The sequence below is a fragment of the Acidovorax sp. GW835-FHT14B10 genome, from assembly GCF_058793725.1.
This window is the reverse complement of record NZ_JBXAGC010000018.1, coordinates 26211-41691: the sequence shown is the minus strand read 5'-3', so window position 1 is coordinate 41691 and position 15481 is coordinate 26211. Positions and strand designations below refer to the sequence as shown.

Sequence of the window (15481 nt, the reverse complement as noted above, 5' to 3'; positions counted from 1 at the left end):
CGCGCCCGTCACAAACCATTTATATTGAGCGTAGCATTAGTTTTAATAATGGATATTCGCCTCACCCCCTCCCTGCTCGCCTGGCTGCGCAGTTTTGATGCAGCCGCCCGCCACGGCAGCTTTACCAAGGCGGCGGCCGAGCTGTGCATCACCCAGGGCGCCGTGAGCCAGCAGGTCAAGCAGCTCGAAGACTGGCTGCGCCGCCCCCTGTTCCTGCGCACGCCGCGCGCGCTGGTGCCTACGCCCGAGGGCAAATGGCTGGCTGTGGTGCTGCGCGAGAGCTTCGAAGCCATCGAAAGCACCCTGGCCCAGATGCGCCAGCCGCCCGAAGCCGCCACCGCCACCCTGAGCTGCTCGCCCTCGTTTGCCATGAGCTGGCTCACCCCCCGGCTGGGCGACTTCTTTCGCCAACACCCACACACCGGGCTGCGCGTGTTTGGCGAGTTCCACACGCTGGACCGCACCCGCATGGTGCAGGGTGGCATCGAAGCCGCAGTGCGGTTTGACCTGGGCGGCTACCGTGACCTGAACGCCACCGTATTCCTGGACGAATGGCTCATCCCCGTGGCCAGCCCCGAGTTCCTGGCCCGCCACCCACCCATACATGCGCCCCAAGACCTGCACGGCGACTGGCTGCTGCACGATGGCAGCGCCTGGGACGGCGCGGACACGTATGAGGAATGGCAGCACTGGTTTGCCCAGATGAACACCCCGCCGCCGCCCTGGGCCTGTGGCCAACAGTTCAACCTGTCGCAACTGGCCTTGGGCGCCGCGCTGGCCGGCCAGGGCATTGCCATGGGCCGCGCAGCGCTGGTGCTGCAGGACGTGAAGGCCGGGCGCCTGGTGCCGCTGCTGGGGCGCAGCGTGCTGTCGCGCGCGGCGTATTCATTTGTGACCACCGCCCATCCCAGCCCATCAATGGAGCTGGTAAGGGAGTGGCTGGCAGAGGAGGCTCGGCGGTTTTGCGGCGAGCGCAGCGAGGTGTTGCCTGCAGTGGTGCCACCTTGATTCAGATCTTTGTTGGCGAATGATTTGATTATTTAAATACTCTTTTATTAAAAAAAGAGTATAAACATCATCATGTCAACCGATCTCATCCCCACCCTCGCCGCCGCCCGCAAGGCCCACCAGATGACGCAGGCCCAGCTCGCCGAAAGTGCGGGCCTGAGCCGCATGACGGTGCAGCGCACCGAAGGCGGCGACCTCGACCCCCGCTATTCCACCCTGGCCGAGATGGCGCGCGTGCTGGGCATGGACATCATTGCCGTGCCCAGCAGCCTGCGGCCCAGCCTGCAAGCGTTCATCCAGTCGGGTGGCAAGTTTCTGGGCCAGCCCGAGGGCGTGGATGCCCCGCCCTCTGTCGTAGACGGCCTGCGGCGTTGACCCTGGCGGCACCCCACCCACCTGCCAGGCCACCGCCCCATGTCCACCGCCATCCGCTACCTGCGCCTGTACCTGCACCGACCCGCCCGGGCAGACGGTACGCCGGGCGGGCGCGAGGCGATTGGCTACCTCTCGCAGTACGGCGACATCCTGCGGGTCTCGTTTGATGAAAGCTACATCCGCAACCCGCAGCGGCCCACCCTGTCCCTCAGCTACCAGGGCGCGGACGAGGCGGCCACGCAGCAGATCCTGGCGTCAGCGCGCGATGCGCGGCTGGTGCGCACCGACGGGCGCTGGCCCGTGTACTTTCAAAACCTGCTGCCCGAGGGCCACAACCGAGACCGGCTGGCACGCGAGCGCGGCTGCAGCCCCGATGACGAGTTCGAGCTGCTGGCCGCCGCCGGCCATGACCTGATGGGCGCGCTGGAGGTGGAGCCCGTGCCCGCGCAAGACGGCATCCCCGACGTGGTGCGCCACTGGCACACCACCCAGGGCCTCGACGTACTGGAACCCGGCTTTGTCGAATACCCCGTGGAAGACGCCGCATCGCTGCCCGGCGTGGTCACCAAGTTCAGCGCCGTGCAGGACGGCCACCGCTACACCGTGCACCGCCGGGGCGCGGCGGGCAGCGTGATCTTGAAGCTGCCCACCACCGCCCACCCCGACCTGGTGGCCAACGAATACACCGGCTACCAGCTGTGCCAGGCCCTGGGCCTGAACGTGGCCCATGCCCGCGTCATCACCCGCGCCGAGGCCGATTTGCCCGACACCGTGCCTTTCAACACCATTTTGGCCGTGCAACGCTTTGACCACCTGCCCGGCGGTGCCCGCGTGCACATGGAAGAGTTCAACCAGGTGCTGGGCTACACCCCGCGCCAGAAATACGGCAAAACCCATGGCAAAGGGGTGCTGCAGGACTGGGCCACCATGCTGCGCGTGCTCAACCGCCTGAGCCGCCAGCCCGTGCAGGACACGCGCGAGTTCCTGGCCCGCATGGTGGCCTTCATCCTCCTGGGCAACACCGACGCGCATCTGAAAAACTGGGCCCTCATCTACCCCGACGGCCGCACGCCCCAGCTCGCCCCCGTGTACGACCCCGTTTGCGTGGCCGCCTTTTTTGACGGCGTGCCCGAAACCCAATACGCCATCAACCGCGCCATCGACCGCACCCTGCGCGCATTCACCTGGCACGACATGGAGGCCCTGCTCAAGGCCGCCGGCCTGCTGCGCGTGCCACGGCACCTGGCCTTGTTGCGGAATGTCGTTAGACTGGCCCGGGCCGACTGGCCGCAGCTGCTGCACACCGCCCCGCCCGCCATGCGACACACCGTGCTGCAACGCCTGCAAGGCGCCACCGCCCTGGGCCTCTGATCTTTGCCGACACCCCGATTGCATGACCTTTAAAGCCACCGCCCCCGCAGCCATCGACACCGCAGCCACACACGCCTTCATCCAGCGCTGGCAGCACAACACCGCCAGCGAGCTGGCCACCGCGCAAAGCTTTGTGATGGACCTGTGCGCGCTGCTGGGCGTAGAGCGCCCCCACCCCACGCCCGAGCAAAACTACATGTTCGAGCGCCCGGTGACGTTTGCGCATGGCGACGGCAGCACCAGCGCCGGGCGCATCGACTGCTACCGGCGCGGCCACTTTGTGCTGGAGGCCAAAAAGCTCAAAGCCGGCAGCCACACCAAAGGCTTTGACGACGGCCTGCTGCGCGCCCGCAGCCAGGGCGAGGCCTACGCCCGCGCCCTGCCCGGCGCCGAAGGCCGCCCGCCCTTTGTGCTGGTGGTGGATGTGGGCACCGTCATCGAGGTGTACGCCGAATTCAGCCAGACCGGCGGCACCTACACCCCCTTCCCCGACCCGCGCAGCCACCGCCTGCAGCTGGCCGACCTGGCCCGGCCCGAGGTGCAAGACCGCCTGCGCCGCATCTGGACAGAGCCCGACAGCCTGAACCCCGCCCGCATCAGCGCCCAGGTCACCCGCGACGTGGCCGCGCTGCTGGCGCAACTGGCCAAGTCGCTCGAAGGCAATGGCGCAGCCCACCACAGCGCCAACGCAAACTTCAAGCCAAATCAGCCTCTAGCCCAATCGCAGCAAGCGCAAGTAGCTCCTGAAACCGTAGCGGCCTACCTCACCCGCTGCCTGTTCAGCATGTTTGCCGAAGACGTGGAGCTGCTGCCCAAAGGCGCCTTTCTGGGCCTGCTGCAAACCCACCGCAACGACCCCGCCACGCTGCAGCAAATGCTGCGCATCCTGTGGGCCGACATGGACCGGGGCGGCTTTTCTGCCGCGCTGGCCAAGCCGGTGCTGCACTTCAACGGCAAGCTGTTCAAAGGCGCGGGCGAAGACGGCTACAGCCTGCTGCTCACCCCGGCGCAGATTGATCTGCTCATAAAGGCCGCCCAATCCAACTGGCGCGAGGTGGAGCCCGCCATCTTCGGCACCCTGCTCGAACGCGCCCTCGACCCCACCGAGCGCCACGCCCTGGGCGCCCACTACACGCCCCGCGCCTACGTAGAGCGCCTGGTGCTGCCCACCGTCATCGAGCCCCTGCGCGCCGACTGGGCCAACGCCCAGGCCGCCGCGCTGGTGCTGGCGCACGAAGCCGCCGCGCTGCAAGGCAAGGCCATGGAAGCCAAACTGGCCGAGGCCCGCGCCGAGGTCAAAAAATTCCACCACCAGCTGTGCACCACCCGCGTGCTCGACCCCGCCTGCGGCAGCGCCAACTTCTTGTACGTGACGCTGGAACACTTGAAGCGCCTGGAGGGCGAAGTCGTCAACCAGCTCGAAGCGCTCGGCCACACGCAAGACCAGCTCGGCTTTGAAGGCGAAACCGTCACCCTGCAGCAACTGCGCGGCATCGAGCTGAACGAACGCGCCGCCGCCCTGGCCGAGCTGGTGCTGTGGATTGGCTACCTGCAATGGCACATCCGCACCCGCGGAAACGCCGCCGTGGCCGAGCCCGTGGTGCACAACTACGGCAACATCGAATGCCGCGACGCCGTGCTGGCCTGGGACGCGCAAGAGCTGGCCTATGACGATGCGGGCCAGCTGCTCAGCCGCTGGGATGGCCGCACGTTCAAGACCCACCCCGTGACGGGCGAGCAGGTGCCCGACGAAGCCGCCCAGGTGCCGCAATGGCGCTACGTGGGCGCCCGGCAGGCACAGTGGCCGCAGGTTGATTTCATTGTGGGGAACCCGCCGTTCATTGGAAACAAGCGGATGCGCGACGCGCTGGGCGACGGCTACGTGCAAGCCCTGCGCGGCGCCTGGCCCGAGGTGCCCGAGAGCGCCGACTTTGTGATGTTCTGGTGGCACCACGCCGCCGCGCAAGTGGCCGCAGGCCACACCCGGCGCATGGGGTTGATCACCACCAACAGCCTGACCATGGTATTCAACCGCCGCGTGGTGCAAGCCGCTTTGGACAAGGGCACGCACCTGGAAATGGCGATTGCCGACCACCCTTGGGTGGACAGCGCGAACGGCGCAGCCGTGCGGATTGCCATGACCGTTTTGGCCGCAGGGAGCGGTGAAGGGAAACTGCTCACCGTGACAAACGAGCAGCCGGGCGAACACGGCGAGGTGATGGTGACGTTGACCACGCAAACCGGACTTGTCCATGCGGATTTGGCTGTGGGGGCGAATGTGGCGGCGGCCCAGAAGCTCCAAGCCATGGCTGGCCTGTCGGTCAACGGCATGATGCGTGCCGGAGAAGGATTTCTCGTCACGCCGGAGCAGGCACAGAGTCTGGGGTTGGGGCGCACACCTGGGCTGGAAAAGCACATCTTCGATTTCCGCAACGGCCGTGACCTGACCGACAACCCGCGAGGCATCAAAGTCATCGACGCTTTTGGCCTGACCGCCGAACAGTTGCGCGACAACTTTCCCACCATGTACCAGTGGCTGCTGGAGCGGGTGAAACCCGAGCGCGACCAAAACAACCGTGCCCGGCTGCGCGAACAGTGGTGGATATTTGCCGAGCCACGCAAAACACTGCGCGCGGCGCTCCGGGGCTTACCCCGGTATATCGCCACCGTAGAAACAACCAAGCACCGCGTGTTCCAGTTCCTGCCAATTTCGGTTCTGCCAGAGCACAAGCTGGTCGCCATCGCGCTCGACGACGCGTTCTCGCTGGGCGTGTTTTCGAGCCAGTTGCACATCGAATGGGCGCTGGCAACTGGCGGCACATTGGAAGATCGCCCGGTCTACAGCAAATCCACCTGCTTCGACACCTTCCCCTTCCCCGACGAAGACACCGGCCTGACCCCGCCGCTGCGCGAGCGCATCGCCCACCTGGCCGAGCAGATCGACGCCCACCGCAAACGCGTGCTGGCGCCCGAAGCGGGCCACACCGGCCTCACGCTCACCGGCATCTACAACGTGCTGGCGGCGCTGCGCGAAGGCCGCGCGCTCACCGCCAAAGAGAAAACCCAGCACGCCCAGGGCCTGGTGGGCGTGCTGCGCGAGCTGCACGACGAGCTGGACGCAGCGGTGCTGGCGGCGTACGGCCTGCCCGCTGCGGCCAGCACCGACGACATCCTGGCCCACTTGGTGCAGCTCAACACCCAGCGCGCCGCCGAGGAAGCCCAGGGCCGCGTGCGCTGGCTGCGCCCCGCGTTCCAGAATCCGCATATTTCACTGCAAAAACAAGAGCTGCTACCGCAAGAGGATCAAGCGCCAGAGGCTGATTTGGATAGTGAAAAATCGCTATCAAAACCAGAGCAAACCAAACCCGCCCAACTCCCCTGGCCCCCCACCCTGCCCGAACAGGTGCGCGCCGTGGCCGCCGCGCTGGCCGCCAGCCCCGTGCCGCTCGCCCTGCCCGCCCTCGAAGCCCGCTTCAAAGGCCGTGGCCCGTGGAAGAAGGGCCTGCCCACGCTGCTGCAAACGCTGGAAGCCCTGGGCCGCGCCCATGCACAGCCTACCGAGGGCGGAACGGCCTGGCGCGGGTGATGCAATCGCTCATAATTCCATAGCTATCAGCGCTTACCCCTAGGGGGCTGTCTGCATTTTTCGTGACAATTGACATGCCTGAGTGAAATGCCGTTGGCGCCGGTCTTGCCGAGGGGGCTGTTTGCAAGGAGTGCCCTGGCTCCGACAGGCTCAGCCCGAGCGGCGGCATGCGAGGAGCCCACGGAGCCATAGCCCTCTGTTCGTCAGGCAATTTTGTAACAAGCAAAAGCCTTCATTGCTACCATGCGCCATGGAATTACCACCCTCATTGCCTGCTGATGCAGCCCAGATCCAGGCGGCCTTGGCCGACCCCAGGCGCCTGGCTGCGGTGCGTGACACCGGCCTGCTGGACACCCCACCTGAAGAGATTTTTGACCGGCTGACCCGCCTGGCGGCCAAGCTGACGGGGGCGCCCGTCACCTTTGTGTCGCTGGTGGACGCAGACCGCGACTTCTACAAAAGCGCTTATGGGCTGGGCGAGCCCCTGAACACCACCCGCCAGCTGAGCGGGCGCACGTTTTGCCACTATCCGCTGGTGTCCGGTGAGGCGCTCATTTTGGAAGACGTCACGCAACTGGCTGTTTTTCGTGACGTGCCCACGGTGAATTCGCTGGGCATCAGGGCCTATGCGGGGATTCCGCTGCGCACGGATGACGGCGAGGTGCTGGGCAGTTTTTGTGCGGTGGATTTCAAGCCCAAGCAGTGGACCGAGCTGGATGTGGAGGTCATGGTCGAGCTGGCGCAATCGGCCATGCGCGAAATCCGGCTGCGCATGGCGCTGAAAAAAGCGGATGCACTCAACCAGCAGTTGCTGGCGCAGATTGAAAAAGTCGATGAACTCAACCGCGCGCTCACCGAGCTGGCCACCACCGACGTTTTGACGGGCCTGAGCAATCGGCGGGCCTTTGATCACCACCTGAAGCTGGAGCTGGGCATCGTGGACCGCAGGGACACGCCCCTGAGCCTGCTCGTGCTGGACGTAGACCATTTCAAGCGCATCAACGACACCCACGGCCACGAAACGGGCGACAAGGTGTTGCAGGCCATTGCCCAGGTGTTGACCGGCTGCGCCCGGGTGATTGACATGGTCGCCCGCGTGGGTGGCGAGGAGTTTGCGGTGATCCTGCCCAACACCGACGCCCGTGGAGCCCTCGAAGTGGCCCAGCGCATGCGCATCGCCGTGGCGCAGGCCCAATGCGCCGGGCATCAAATAACCATCAGCATTGGCTGTGCAACGCTGCAAAGCCACGAAGATGCCACCCGCCTGTTTTCGCGGGCAGACACTGCGCTGTATGCGGCCAAGGCAGCCGGGCGAAACCGGGTGGTCAGCGCTTCATAAACAGGTGGTTGTGGGTGCGGCGCTCTTCGATCCGCATCAACCCACCGGCGCCCCGAGCAGCGCCCCCACGCCCGCCGTGATGGCCATGGCCAGCGCCCCCCAGAAGGTGACGCGCCAGGCGCCCACCAGCACGCCCGCGCCACCCGTGCGCGCGGCCACGCCGCCCAGCAGGGCCAAAAACACCAGCGCGGTGCCGGCCACCCAGTAAAGCAGGCTGCTGGCGGGCGCCACGGCGGCCACCAGCAGCGGCAAGGCGGCGCCAGCGGCAAAGGCGGCGGCCGATGTGAGCGCGGCCTGCACCGGCCGGGCTGCCATGGTGCTGGAGATTTCGAGCTCGTCGCGCGCATGGGCGCCCAGCGCGTCGTGCGCCGTGAGCTGCTGCGCCACCTGTTGCGCCAGTGCGGCGTCCAGACCCCGGCCCACGTAAATGCCGGCCAGCTCGCGCACTTCGGCGGCGGGGTCGGTGGCCAGCTCGCGGCGCTCGCGTTCAAGGTCGGCTTTTTCGGTGTCGGCCTGCGAGTGCACCGACACATATTCGCCCGCCGCCATCGACATGGCCCCCGCTACCAGCCCGGCCACTGCCGTCATCAAAATGGTGGACTGGCTGGCCTGCGCCGCCGCCACACCCACCACCAGGCTGGCGGTGGACACAATGCCGTCGTTGGCGCCCAGCACGGCGGCGCGCAACCAGCCAATGCGGGTGGTGCGGTGGCGCTCAGGGTGCAGGCGGCGTGTGGCGGAGCTCATGGCGGTTTCTTTCTTTGTGCAGGTGGTGAAGCTGGCAGGGTATGGGGCAAGGGGCTGTGGAGTCAAATGCGTCCAGCAACCTGCGTATAAACTCATTTGCCAGTTGCACCACCCACAACAAAGGACTCCCAATGAGAGCACTCATCGCACTGTTTATTTTGGCTGCCGCTACCACGGGCTGCGCTGTTTACACACCATCCGGCTCCGTGGTGGTGGACCCTGCGGGGCCGCACGATGGGGGCAGAGGCAAGTTCTGCCCGCCTGGCCAAGCGAAGAAGGGCAATTGCTGAGGCTCCTTTTTCTCACCTGCGCAGGCGCACCATCGTGCGGCTCAAGACTCCGAGCCACGCGCCGATCTGACGGGTGCAGCCACATGCCACGGCGCGGGTAACCACCGCTGCGCGGCGCGCTACGGTTGCGCACCATGTATCCAGCGGTGCGGTTCAATGACGTGCCCCCGTTGGTTTTTCATCGTTTCGCAGGAGGTTGCGCATGGCAAAAATTCTGGTGGCAGCGCTGGCAAGCAAGGCCGACGCGAGCGTGTTCGAAGTGCCCTACGAAACCCAGGCCGACCTGTGCTGGTATGAGCTGCCCCACCACCAGCAGGCCGAGGGCGACACGGAGTGGTGCTTTGTGAACTACGAGGCCGATGCCACGTTCAGGATCTTCCGCGTGAAATACGCGAGCCAGGCCGACATCAAGACCTTCAAGGTCAAATACCGCGACCAGGCGGGCTGGCGCAATGCCGGCCACAAGCTGCGCGGGCAGATAGGCTGATGAGGGTGGGCTAACCGCCCATGCAGGTCTGGGTTTGCTCGCCCAGGCCCGTGGCCCCCAGCCGCATCACGTCGCCGGGCTTCAGAAACCACGGCGTGGGCTTCTGGCCCAGGCCCACGCCGGCGGGGGTTCCGGTCAGCACGATGTCGCCCGGCTCCAGCGCCATGAACTGGCTGATGTACGACACCACGGTGGGCACGCCAAAGATGAAGTTGCGCGTGCTGCCGTTTTGCACGCGCCGGCCGTTCACCTCCAGCCACAGGTCGATGGCGTGCGGATCGGGCACCTCATCGGCGGTCACCAGCCAGGGGCCGATGGGGGCAAAGCTATCGTAGCTCTTGCCTTTGTCCCACTGGCCGCCGCGCTCGGTCTGCCAGGCGCGCTCGGACACGTCGTTGGCCAGCACGTAGCCCGCCACATGTCGCAGCGCGGCGGCTTCGCTGACATGACTGGCGCGGGTGCCGATAACGATGCCCAGCTCGACCTCCCAGTCGGTCTTGCGCGCGCCAGGGGGAATGCGCACCGCGTCGTTCGGGCCGCTCAGGGCGGTGATGGCCTTCATGAACAGCACGGGCTCGGTGGGCGTCTGCATGCCGGCTTCGAGGGCGTGGTCGGCATAGTTCAGCCCCACGCAGACGATCTTGCCCACGCCCGCCACCGGGCAGCCCAGGCGGGGTGCACCATACACGGCGGGCAGGCGCGCCACATCGAGCGCGGCCAGTGCCGACAGGGTGCGCGGGCCAAGCTGGCCGGGGCCCAGTTCGGGCAGCAGCATCGACAGATCGCGCAACACGCCCTGCGCATCCACCACGCCGGGGCGCTCTGCGCCGGGTTGACCATAACGAACCAGTTTCATGGGGGTGTCCTTGTGTGTCTGGGGTTGCCGTGCCGTCGCAGGCGGTCGGCGTGCAACGCATCCTAATGCGCCAGCAGCTCGGCCCGTGGCGGCCCACTGCTGCCCGCGCCCCACCCATCAGCAATCATGATGCCCCTGTCGCCGTTGACGATGCCGCAGCCGCCCGGCCACCCGGGCTTGCGGCTTACCATGGGGTGCCTTGCCGAGCGTCCGCCCAGGCCCTCGGATTACTCCTAATTTAATAGCTGTTAGCGCTTATGGTTATTGCGCTAGAGCCCAATTTATTTCTAATTCACGATGCCCGCGCCCTTGCCTCCTGTTGATGACCCCGCAGCGCGGCCGCGGCCACGCAACCCGGCCGACCTGTTTTGGTCGTTCACCTGGCTGGCGCTGCAGGGCTTTGGCGGCGTGCTGGCGGTGGTGCAGCGCGAGCTGGTGGAAAAAAAGCGCTGGATGACGAACGAGGAGTTCGTCGAAGACTGGGCCGTGGCCCAGATCATGCCGGGACCGAACGTGGTCAATCTGTCGGTGATGATTGGCGACCGCTATTTCGGGCTGCGCGGTGCCATGGCGGCGCTGGCGGGCATGCTCACGTTTCCGCTGCTGCTGGTGCTGGCGGTGGCCTTGGTGTATGCGCAGTTTGCCAGCCACCCGGCCGTGGCAGGCGCGCTGCGGGGCATGGGCGCCGTGGCCGCCGGGCTGATTGCGGGCACGGGCCTGAAGCTGGCGGCGGCGCTGCGCAATCACCCGCTGGGCCCCTGGCTGTGCACCGCGCTGGCGGCCCTCACCTTTGCCGGTATGGCGCTGCTGCGCTGGCCGCTGGCCTGGGTGCTGCCCGCACTGGGCGGCGTGGCCTGCGTGCTGACGTGGCGAAAGGTTGCGCCATGAACCACGCCATTGCGCTGCAGCCGCTGGACTGGCTGAATCTGTTTTTCTATTACATCTCGATCTCGCTGCTGGCCGTGGGCGGCGCCATTGCCACCGCGCCCGACATGCACCGCTTTCTGGTGGAGCGCCAGGGCTGGCTGACCGAGCTGCAGTTCAACGCCTCCATTGCCATCGCCCAGGCGGCGCCCGGCCCCAATGTGCTGTTCATTGCGCTGCTGGGCTGGAACGTGGGCATCAACGCGGGTGGCGCCGGCCCGGCGGGCTGGGCCACCGGCGCCTTGGGCATGGCATTGAGCATGGTCGGGATCATGCTGCCCAGCACCACGCTGACCTGGCTGGCCACGCGCTGGGGCCACCGCAATCGCGAGCGGCGCAGCGTGCGCGCCTTCAAGCAAGGCATGGCGCCGGTGGTGATCGGCCTGCTGCTGGCCACCGCCTGGCTGCTGGGCAGCGCCCATGGCAACCCCGCCGCCGACTGGGCCCTGTGGTTGCTGACGGCGGTGTGTGCGCTGCTGGTGTGGCGCACCCGGCTGCATCTGCTGTGGCTGCTGGGCGCCGGGGCGCTGCTGGGGGCGCTGGGGCTGGTGTGATGCGGGCGGGTGCGATAGCGCCTGGATGGCAAACCCGCATCAGGCAGCCGCCAGCAAGACCGGCAACACGCTGGCGGCCGCGCCACGCAGTAGCACATGGGCCACATCGTCGAGGGCGCTGGCGGCCGGGTTGATGATGACCACGCGAGCACCCGCCTGGCGCGCCACTTGCGCCAACCCCGCCGCCGGGTACACGGCCCCCGCCGTGCCCACCACCAGCATCAGGTCGCAGGCACGGGCGGCCTGCTGAGCCGCCTCCAGCGTGGCGTACGGCAGAGCCTCGCCAAACCACACCACACCCGGGCGCAGCAGGTTGCCGCAGCGGCTGCAATACGGCGGGTGGCCGGTGGCAGCGTGGTCGATATGGCAGCAGTTGCGCGGGGTGTCGAGCCAGCGGTTGGCAAAAATTTCGCCATGCAGGCACAGCACGCCGGTGCTGCCCGCGCGCTGGTGCAGGCCGTCCACGTTCTGGGTGATGAGCGTCAGCCGGCCGGGGTAGTGGCGCTGAAAATCCGCCAGCGCCACATGCCCTGCATGGGGTTGCACACCCGCCAGCAGGTTGCGCCGGTGCTGGTACCAGTCCCACACGCGCCCCGGGTGGGCACGAAAGCCGGCCTCGGTTGCCATGTCTTCGGCGCGAAACTGCGCCCAGTAGCCGGTGGGTGTATCGCGAAAGGTGGGTACACCCGATTCGGCACTGATGCCGGCACCGGTCAGCACGGCAATGTGGTCTGCGTCCTGCAGCCATTGCCGCACCGCGCCAGCATCTGCAGGAAAAACGATGTTCATGCGCGCAGCTTATCAAGCCGGGGCGGGCTGCGACGATGGCCTCTGGCGTTGTGGGAGGGTGCCATGCGCAAACCGGTCCTTCGGCACCCTGCTCCCACGCACCGCCGGCCATGGCTGAGGGCGGCAACGCTGTTGCGCACCCGGTTGTTTTTCTGTCGCGGCCTGGACGCGCTCAGCCCGCCAGCCCCTGCTCCACCATCGCCACGGCGCGCTGGGCCATGGCTTCGGTCTGCGCGGCGCTCAGCGCGCGCAGCGGGCCGTCGAGCGCCAGCATGGCCAGGCCGTGCACTGCCGACCAGGCCAGGAACTCGGCGCCCGGGCGTTGTGCCACGCCCAATACGCCGGCAGCCACCATGTCGTCGAGGGTGCCGCAGAGGATCTCGAACGGATCGCGCCCGCTGTCGCCGCGGAAGTCGTCGCGGCTGCCATTGGCCACGTCGAAGGGCTGCGCCACGAACGCAGTGCGAAACAGCCCCGGTTCGGCCAGTGCAAAGCGCACGTAGCCTGTGCCGACGGCCTTGAAGGCGGCGCGCGCCCGCGCCACCGGCGCGCTCAGGTGGCGCGTGGCGTAGTCGATCTCGGCCTCCATGGCGCGTGCCATCAAGCCCAGTGCGACGCCGCGCACGGCGTCGAGCAGCGCCGCGTGGCCGGCGAAGTGGCGGTAGGCGGCGTTGGGCACGACCCCGGCGCGGCGTGTGGCCTCGCGCAATACCAGCGCCGCTGGACCGCCCTCGCGCACCAGCGCAATGCCTGCGTCAAGCAGCGCGCGGCGCAGGTCGCCATGGCGGTAGGTGGGCCGCCGCGCGGTCTGGCCTGTGGATGCGGCAGGGATGGGGGGAGTGAAAGGAACGGAAAGTGAAGCGCTCAAGATGGCATCCCTGTTCTGGGAAGGGTTAAATGTGGACACTGTTCATTTTACGGCAGAATGAAGTGGACGTCATACACATATTGCTCCATTGGCCGTTTCACAAAGGAGATTCGCATGGATTCCAACCGCAGGATGACTCCACCCAAGAACACCATCTGCCTCTGGTACGACAAGGACGCGGAAGAAGCCGCGCGGTTCTACGCCAGCACCTTTCCCGATTCGGCCGTCGGCGCCATCCACCGCGCGCCGGGTGACTATCCCGCAGGCAAGGCGGGCGACGTGCTGGTGGTCGAATTCACCGTGCTGGGCCTGCCCTGCATGGGCCTCAACGGTGGGCCGGGCGTCCAGCACAGCGAGGCGTTCTCGTTCCAGGTTTCCACCGCCGACCAGGCCGAAACCGACCGCTACTGGAACGCCATCGTTGGCCACGGCGGCCAGGAAGTGGAATGCGGCTGGTGCCGCGACAAGTGGGGCATCTCCTGGCAGATCACCCCGGTGGTACTGGCCCAGGCCTGGACCCACCCCGACCGCGCAGCCGCCAAGCGCGCCTTCGACGCCATGATGACCATGAAGAAGATCGACGTCGCCACCATCGAGGCCGCGGTGGCAGGCCGCTGACCCGCCGCACCCCACCCCTGTTCAACCCGGAGGCAGCATGCAATTCACCCCCTACCTCAATTTCGACGGCAACTGCCGCGAGGCCTTTGCCTTCTACAAGGATCTGTTCAAGGGCACCGTGGTGCACCAGAGCAGCTTCGGCGAGATGCCGCCGGACCCGCAGAACCCGCCGATCCCGCCCGAGGCGAAAGACCGCCTGATGCACGTGCACCTGCAAGTCGGCGCGCAAGCGCTGATGGGCTCCGACGCCATGCCCGGCGCCAGCGACGCGTGCGCTGGCGGCTATGCCAGACCGCAAGGCCTGTGGGTGGCGATCCAGGTCGCCGATGCGGACGAGGGCCGGCGCGTGTTCGATGCGCTGGCGCAGGGCGGCCAGGTGACCATGCCGTTCGGCAAGACCTTCTGGTCGGCCGGCTTCGGCATGGTGACCGACCGCTTCGGCACGCCGTGGATGGTCAACGTGAACGCCACTTGAAACGGGAGAACCGATCATGTCCACCGGAACCATCCGCCTGCACCGCGTGCTGCGCACCACACCCGACAAGGTCTACCGCGCCTTCACCTACGGCGCGGCACTCGCCAAATGGCTGCCGCCCTACGGCTTCGTCTGCCACGTCCATCAGTTAGATGGCCAAGTGGGTGGCAGCTTCAGGATGTCGTTCGAGAACTTCTCCAGCGGCCACCGCCATTCGTTCGGTGGCGAATACCTGAAGCTGGTCCCCGGCGAACTGGTGGAGTACACCGACCGCTTCGACGACCCCAACCTGCCCGGCCAGATGCACGTGACCGTGAAGCTGCGCGCCGTGTCGTGCGGCACCGAGCTGGACATCGAGCAGGCCGGCATCCCCGAGGCGATCCCGGTCGAGATGTGCTACCTGGGCTGGCAGGAATCGCTGCTGCAGCTGGCGGCGCTGGTCGAACCGGACCTTCCGGGCTGATGGCTGCCGCGCACCAGACCGAGGCTGTGTGCCCGACGCCAATCAGGTGCCGAAACCGAGGAAAAAACGATGACAAGTGTTCGCGTGGAAAGCTTCACCCTCTCGCTCGACGGCTACGGCGCGGGTCCGGACCAGAGCCTCGATGATCCGCTCGGCGTCGGGGGGACGGAACTGCACCAGTGGCTGCTGCCGACCCGCACGCTCCAGCGCGCGCTGTTCGGCCAGGACGGCGGCACCACGGGGGTTGACGATGATTTCGCCGCGCGCGGCTTTCAGAACGTCGGCGCCTGGATTCTGGGGCGCAACATGTTCACCCCCTTCCGCGGCGACTGGCAGGACAAGACCTGGAAAGGCTGGTGGGGCGACGATCCGCCCTACCACGTGCCGGTCTTCATCCTGACCCACCATGCGCGGCCGCCGATCGAGATGGAAGGCGGCACGACGTTCCACTTCGTTACCGGCGGCATCCATGCGGCACTCGACCGCGCGCGCGATGCCGCCGCAGGCAAGGACGTGCGGATCGGCGGCGGTGCCAACACCATCCGGCAGTACCTGCGTGAAGGCCTCATCGACGAACTGCACATCGCCATTGTGCCGGTCCTGCTCGGCCGGGGAGAGCCGCTGTTCCAGGGGCTCGACCTGCGGGCGCTGGGCTACGAATGCGTTCGGTTCGTGGCGTCGGACAAGGCCACGCATGTCGTCCTGCGGCGCCACGCGCACCCGGCGCCAGA

At 67.0% G+C, this 15481-nt stretch carries 15 protein-coding genes and 1 pseudogene; 12 read left to right on the top strand and 4 right to left on the bottom strand.

What is annotated here, in order from left to right; genetic code table 11:
- Positions 1 to 48: 48 nt before the first annotated feature.
- The 5 genes from AC1Q5S_RS14755 to AC1Q5S_RS14735 all read left to right on the top strand — a co-directional run bounded on the left by AC1Q5S_RS14755 (position 49) and on the right by AC1Q5S_RS14735 (position 7679).
- The gene (locus AC1Q5S_RS14755) at positions 49 to 1008 is read left to right on the top strand and encodes a LysR substrate-binding domain-containing protein (protein ID WP_492239042.1); all 960 of its coding nucleotides are present in this window, start codon (positions 49 to 51) and stop codon (positions 1006 to 1008) included.
- A gap of 72 nt (positions 1009 to 1080) precedes the next feature.
- A complete protein-coding gene (locus AC1Q5S_RS14750; RefSeq protein ID WP_303833453.1) occupies positions 1081 to 1383 on the top strand; it encodes a helix-turn-helix transcriptional regulator in 303 nt (100 codons plus the stop codon).
- Between the two features lie 39 nt (positions 1384 to 1422).
- Positions 1423 to 2754 (top strand): type II toxin-antitoxin system HipA family toxin, encoded by a 1332-nt coding sequence (locus AC1Q5S_RS14745; protein WP_492239041.1) that lies wholly within the window; start codon positions 1423 to 1425, stop codon positions 2752 to 2754.
- A 22-nt stretch (positions 2755 to 2776) separates the two neighbouring features.
- Positions 2777 to 6340 (top strand): class I SAM-dependent DNA methyltransferase, encoded by a 3564-nt coding sequence (locus AC1Q5S_RS14740; RefSeq protein WP_492239040.1) that lies wholly within the window; start codon positions 2777 to 2779, stop codon positions 6338 to 6340.
- Positions 6341 to 6590: 250 nt separating this feature from the next.
- Positions 6591 to 7679, top strand: a complete 1089-nt coding sequence (locus tag AC1Q5S_RS14735) for a sensor domain-containing diguanylate cyclase (RefSeq protein ID WP_492239039.1) — start codon at positions 6591 to 6593, stop codon at positions 7677 to 7679.
- A gap of 36 nt (positions 7680 to 7715) precedes the next feature.
- On the opposite strand, the gene AC1Q5S_RS14730 is transcribed toward AC1Q5S_RS14735, so the two are convergent.
- Positions 7716 to 8426, bottom strand: a complete 711-nt coding sequence (locus AC1Q5S_RS14730; RefSeq protein ID WP_492239038.1) for a VIT1/CCC1 transporter family protein — start codon at positions 8424 to 8426, stop codon at positions 7716 to 7718.
- 492 nt (positions 8427 to 8918) lie between these two features.
- Here AC1Q5S_RS14730 and AC1Q5S_RS14725 point away from each other — a divergent pair, with 492 nt between their 5' ends.
- Positions 8919 to 9203, top strand: a complete 285-nt coding sequence (locus AC1Q5S_RS14725; protein ID WP_492239037.1) for a 7(1) septoil knot domain-containing protein — start codon at positions 8919 to 8921, stop codon at positions 9201 to 9203.
- Between the two features lie 10 nt (positions 9204 to 9213).
- Here AC1Q5S_RS14725 and AC1Q5S_RS14720 read toward each other — a convergent pair whose 3' ends face one another.
- Positions 9214 to 10059, bottom strand: coding sequence for a fumarylacetoacetate hydrolase family protein (locus AC1Q5S_RS14720; protein ID WP_492239036.1), 846 nt, complete (start codon positions 10057 to 10059; stop codon positions 9214 to 9216).
- A 297-nt stretch (positions 10060 to 10356) separates the two neighbouring features.
- Here AC1Q5S_RS14720 and AC1Q5S_RS14715 point away from each other — a divergent pair, with 297 nt between their 5' ends.
- On the top strand, positions 10357 to 10947 hold the full coding sequence (locus tag AC1Q5S_RS14715) for a chromate transporter (RefSeq protein ID WP_492239035.1): 591 nt from the start codon (positions 10357 to 10359) through the stop codon (positions 10945 to 10947).
- Entirely contained in the window at positions 10944 to 11537 is a 594-nt protein-coding gene (locus AC1Q5S_RS14710; protein ID WP_492239034.1) for a chromate transporter, read from the top strand. Before AC1Q5S_RS14715 ends, AC1Q5S_RS14710 begins: the two co-directional genes overlap by 4 nt.
- 39 nt (positions 11538 to 11576) lie before the next feature.
- Here AC1Q5S_RS14710 and AC1Q5S_RS14705 read toward each other — a convergent pair whose 3' ends face one another.
- Both AC1Q5S_RS14705 and AC1Q5S_RS14700 read right to left on the bottom strand, forming a co-directional pair.
- A complete protein-coding gene (locus AC1Q5S_RS14705) occupies positions 11577 to 12326 on the bottom strand; it encodes an SIR2 family NAD-dependent protein deacylase (RefSeq protein WP_492239033.1) in 750 nt (249 codons plus the stop codon).
- A gap of 172 nt (positions 12327 to 12498) precedes the next feature.
- Positions 12499 to 13158, bottom strand: a complete 660-nt coding sequence (locus AC1Q5S_RS14700) for a TetR/AcrR family transcriptional regulator (RefSeq protein WP_492239047.1) — start codon at positions 13156 to 13158, stop codon at positions 12499 to 12501.
- Between the two features lie 150 nt (positions 13159 to 13308).
- On the opposite strand from AC1Q5S_RS14700, the gene AC1Q5S_RS14695 reads away from it, so the two are divergent.
- From AC1Q5S_RS14695 to AC1Q5S_RS14680, 4 genes and pseudogenes are all read left to right on the top strand, one after another.
- Positions 13309 to 13812 (top strand): VOC family protein, encoded by a 504-nt coding sequence (locus AC1Q5S_RS14695; RefSeq protein ID WP_303833442.1) that lies wholly within the window; start codon positions 13309 to 13311, stop codon positions 13810 to 13812.
- Between the two features lie 37 nt (positions 13813 to 13849).
- On the top strand, positions 13850 to 14287 hold the full coding sequence (locus tag AC1Q5S_RS14690; RefSeq protein WP_422205009.1) for a VOC family protein: 438 nt from the start codon (positions 13850 to 13852) through the stop codon (positions 14285 to 14287).
- A gap of 16 nt (positions 14288 to 14303) precedes the next feature.
- Complete coding sequence (locus AC1Q5S_RS14685; RefSeq protein ID WP_303833440.1) at positions 14304 to 14750, top strand: SRPBCC family protein; 447 nt, start codon at positions 14304 to 14306, stop codon at positions 14748 to 14750.
- 69 nt (positions 14751 to 14819) lie between these two features.
- Positions 14820 to 15470 (top strand): annotated as a pseudogene (locus AC1Q5S_RS14680) (dihydrofolate reductase family protein); the annotation flags it as partial.
- Positions 15471 to 15481: the final 11 nt, after the last annotated feature.

Coding starts and splice junctions, on each gene's coding strand:
- AC1Q5S_RS14685 (WP_303833440.1), top strand. CDS start 14,304: ATGTCCACCGGAACCATCCGCCTGCACCGCGTGCTGCGCACCACACCC.
- AC1Q5S_RS14725 (WP_492239037.1), top strand. CDS start 8,919: ATGGCAAAAATTCTGGTGGCAGCGCTGGCAAGCAAGGCCGACGCGAGC.
- AC1Q5S_RS14695 (WP_303833442.1), top strand. CDS start 13,309: ATGGATTCCAACCGCAGGATGACTCCACCCAAGAACACCATCTGCCTC.
- AC1Q5S_RS14755 (WP_492239042.1), top strand. CDS start 49: ATGGATATTCGCCTCACCCCCTCCCTGCTCGCCTGGCTGCGCAGTTTT.
- AC1Q5S_RS14730 (WP_492239038.1), bottom strand. CDS start 8,426: ATGAGCTCCGCCACACGCCGCCTGCACCCTGAGCGCCACCGCACCACC.
- AC1Q5S_RS14740 (WP_492239040.1), top strand. CDS start 2,777: ATGACCTTTAAAGCCACCGCCCCCGCAGCCATCGACACCGCAGCCACA.
- AC1Q5S_RS14745 (WP_492239041.1), top strand. CDS start 1,423: ATGTCCACCGCCATCCGCTACCTGCGCCTGTACCTGCACCGACCCGCC.
- AC1Q5S_RS14735 (WP_492239039.1), top strand. CDS start 6,591: ATGGAATTACCACCCTCATTGCCTGCTGATGCAGCCCAGATCCAGGCG.
- AC1Q5S_RS14720 (WP_492239036.1), bottom strand. CDS start 10,059: ATGAAACTGGTTCGTTATGGTCAACCCGGCGCAGAGCGCCCCGGCGTG.
- AC1Q5S_RS14710 (WP_492239034.1), top strand. CDS start 10,944: ATGAACCACGCCATTGCGCTGCAGCCGCTGGACTGGCTGAATCTGTTT.
- AC1Q5S_RS14705 (WP_492239033.1), bottom strand. CDS start 12,326: ATGAACATCGTTTTTCCTGCAGATGCTGGCGCGGTGCGGCAATGGCTG.
- AC1Q5S_RS14750 (WP_303833453.1), top strand. CDS start 1,081: ATGTCAACCGATCTCATCCCCACCCTCGCCGCCGCCCGCAAGGCCCAC.
- AC1Q5S_RS14690 (WP_422205009.1), top strand. CDS start 13,850: ATGCAATTCACCCCCTACCTCAATTTCGACGGCAACTGCCGCGAGGCC.
- AC1Q5S_RS14715 (WP_492239035.1), top strand. CDS start 10,357: ATGCCCGCGCCCTTGCCTCCTGTTGATGACCCCGCAGCGCGGCCGCGG.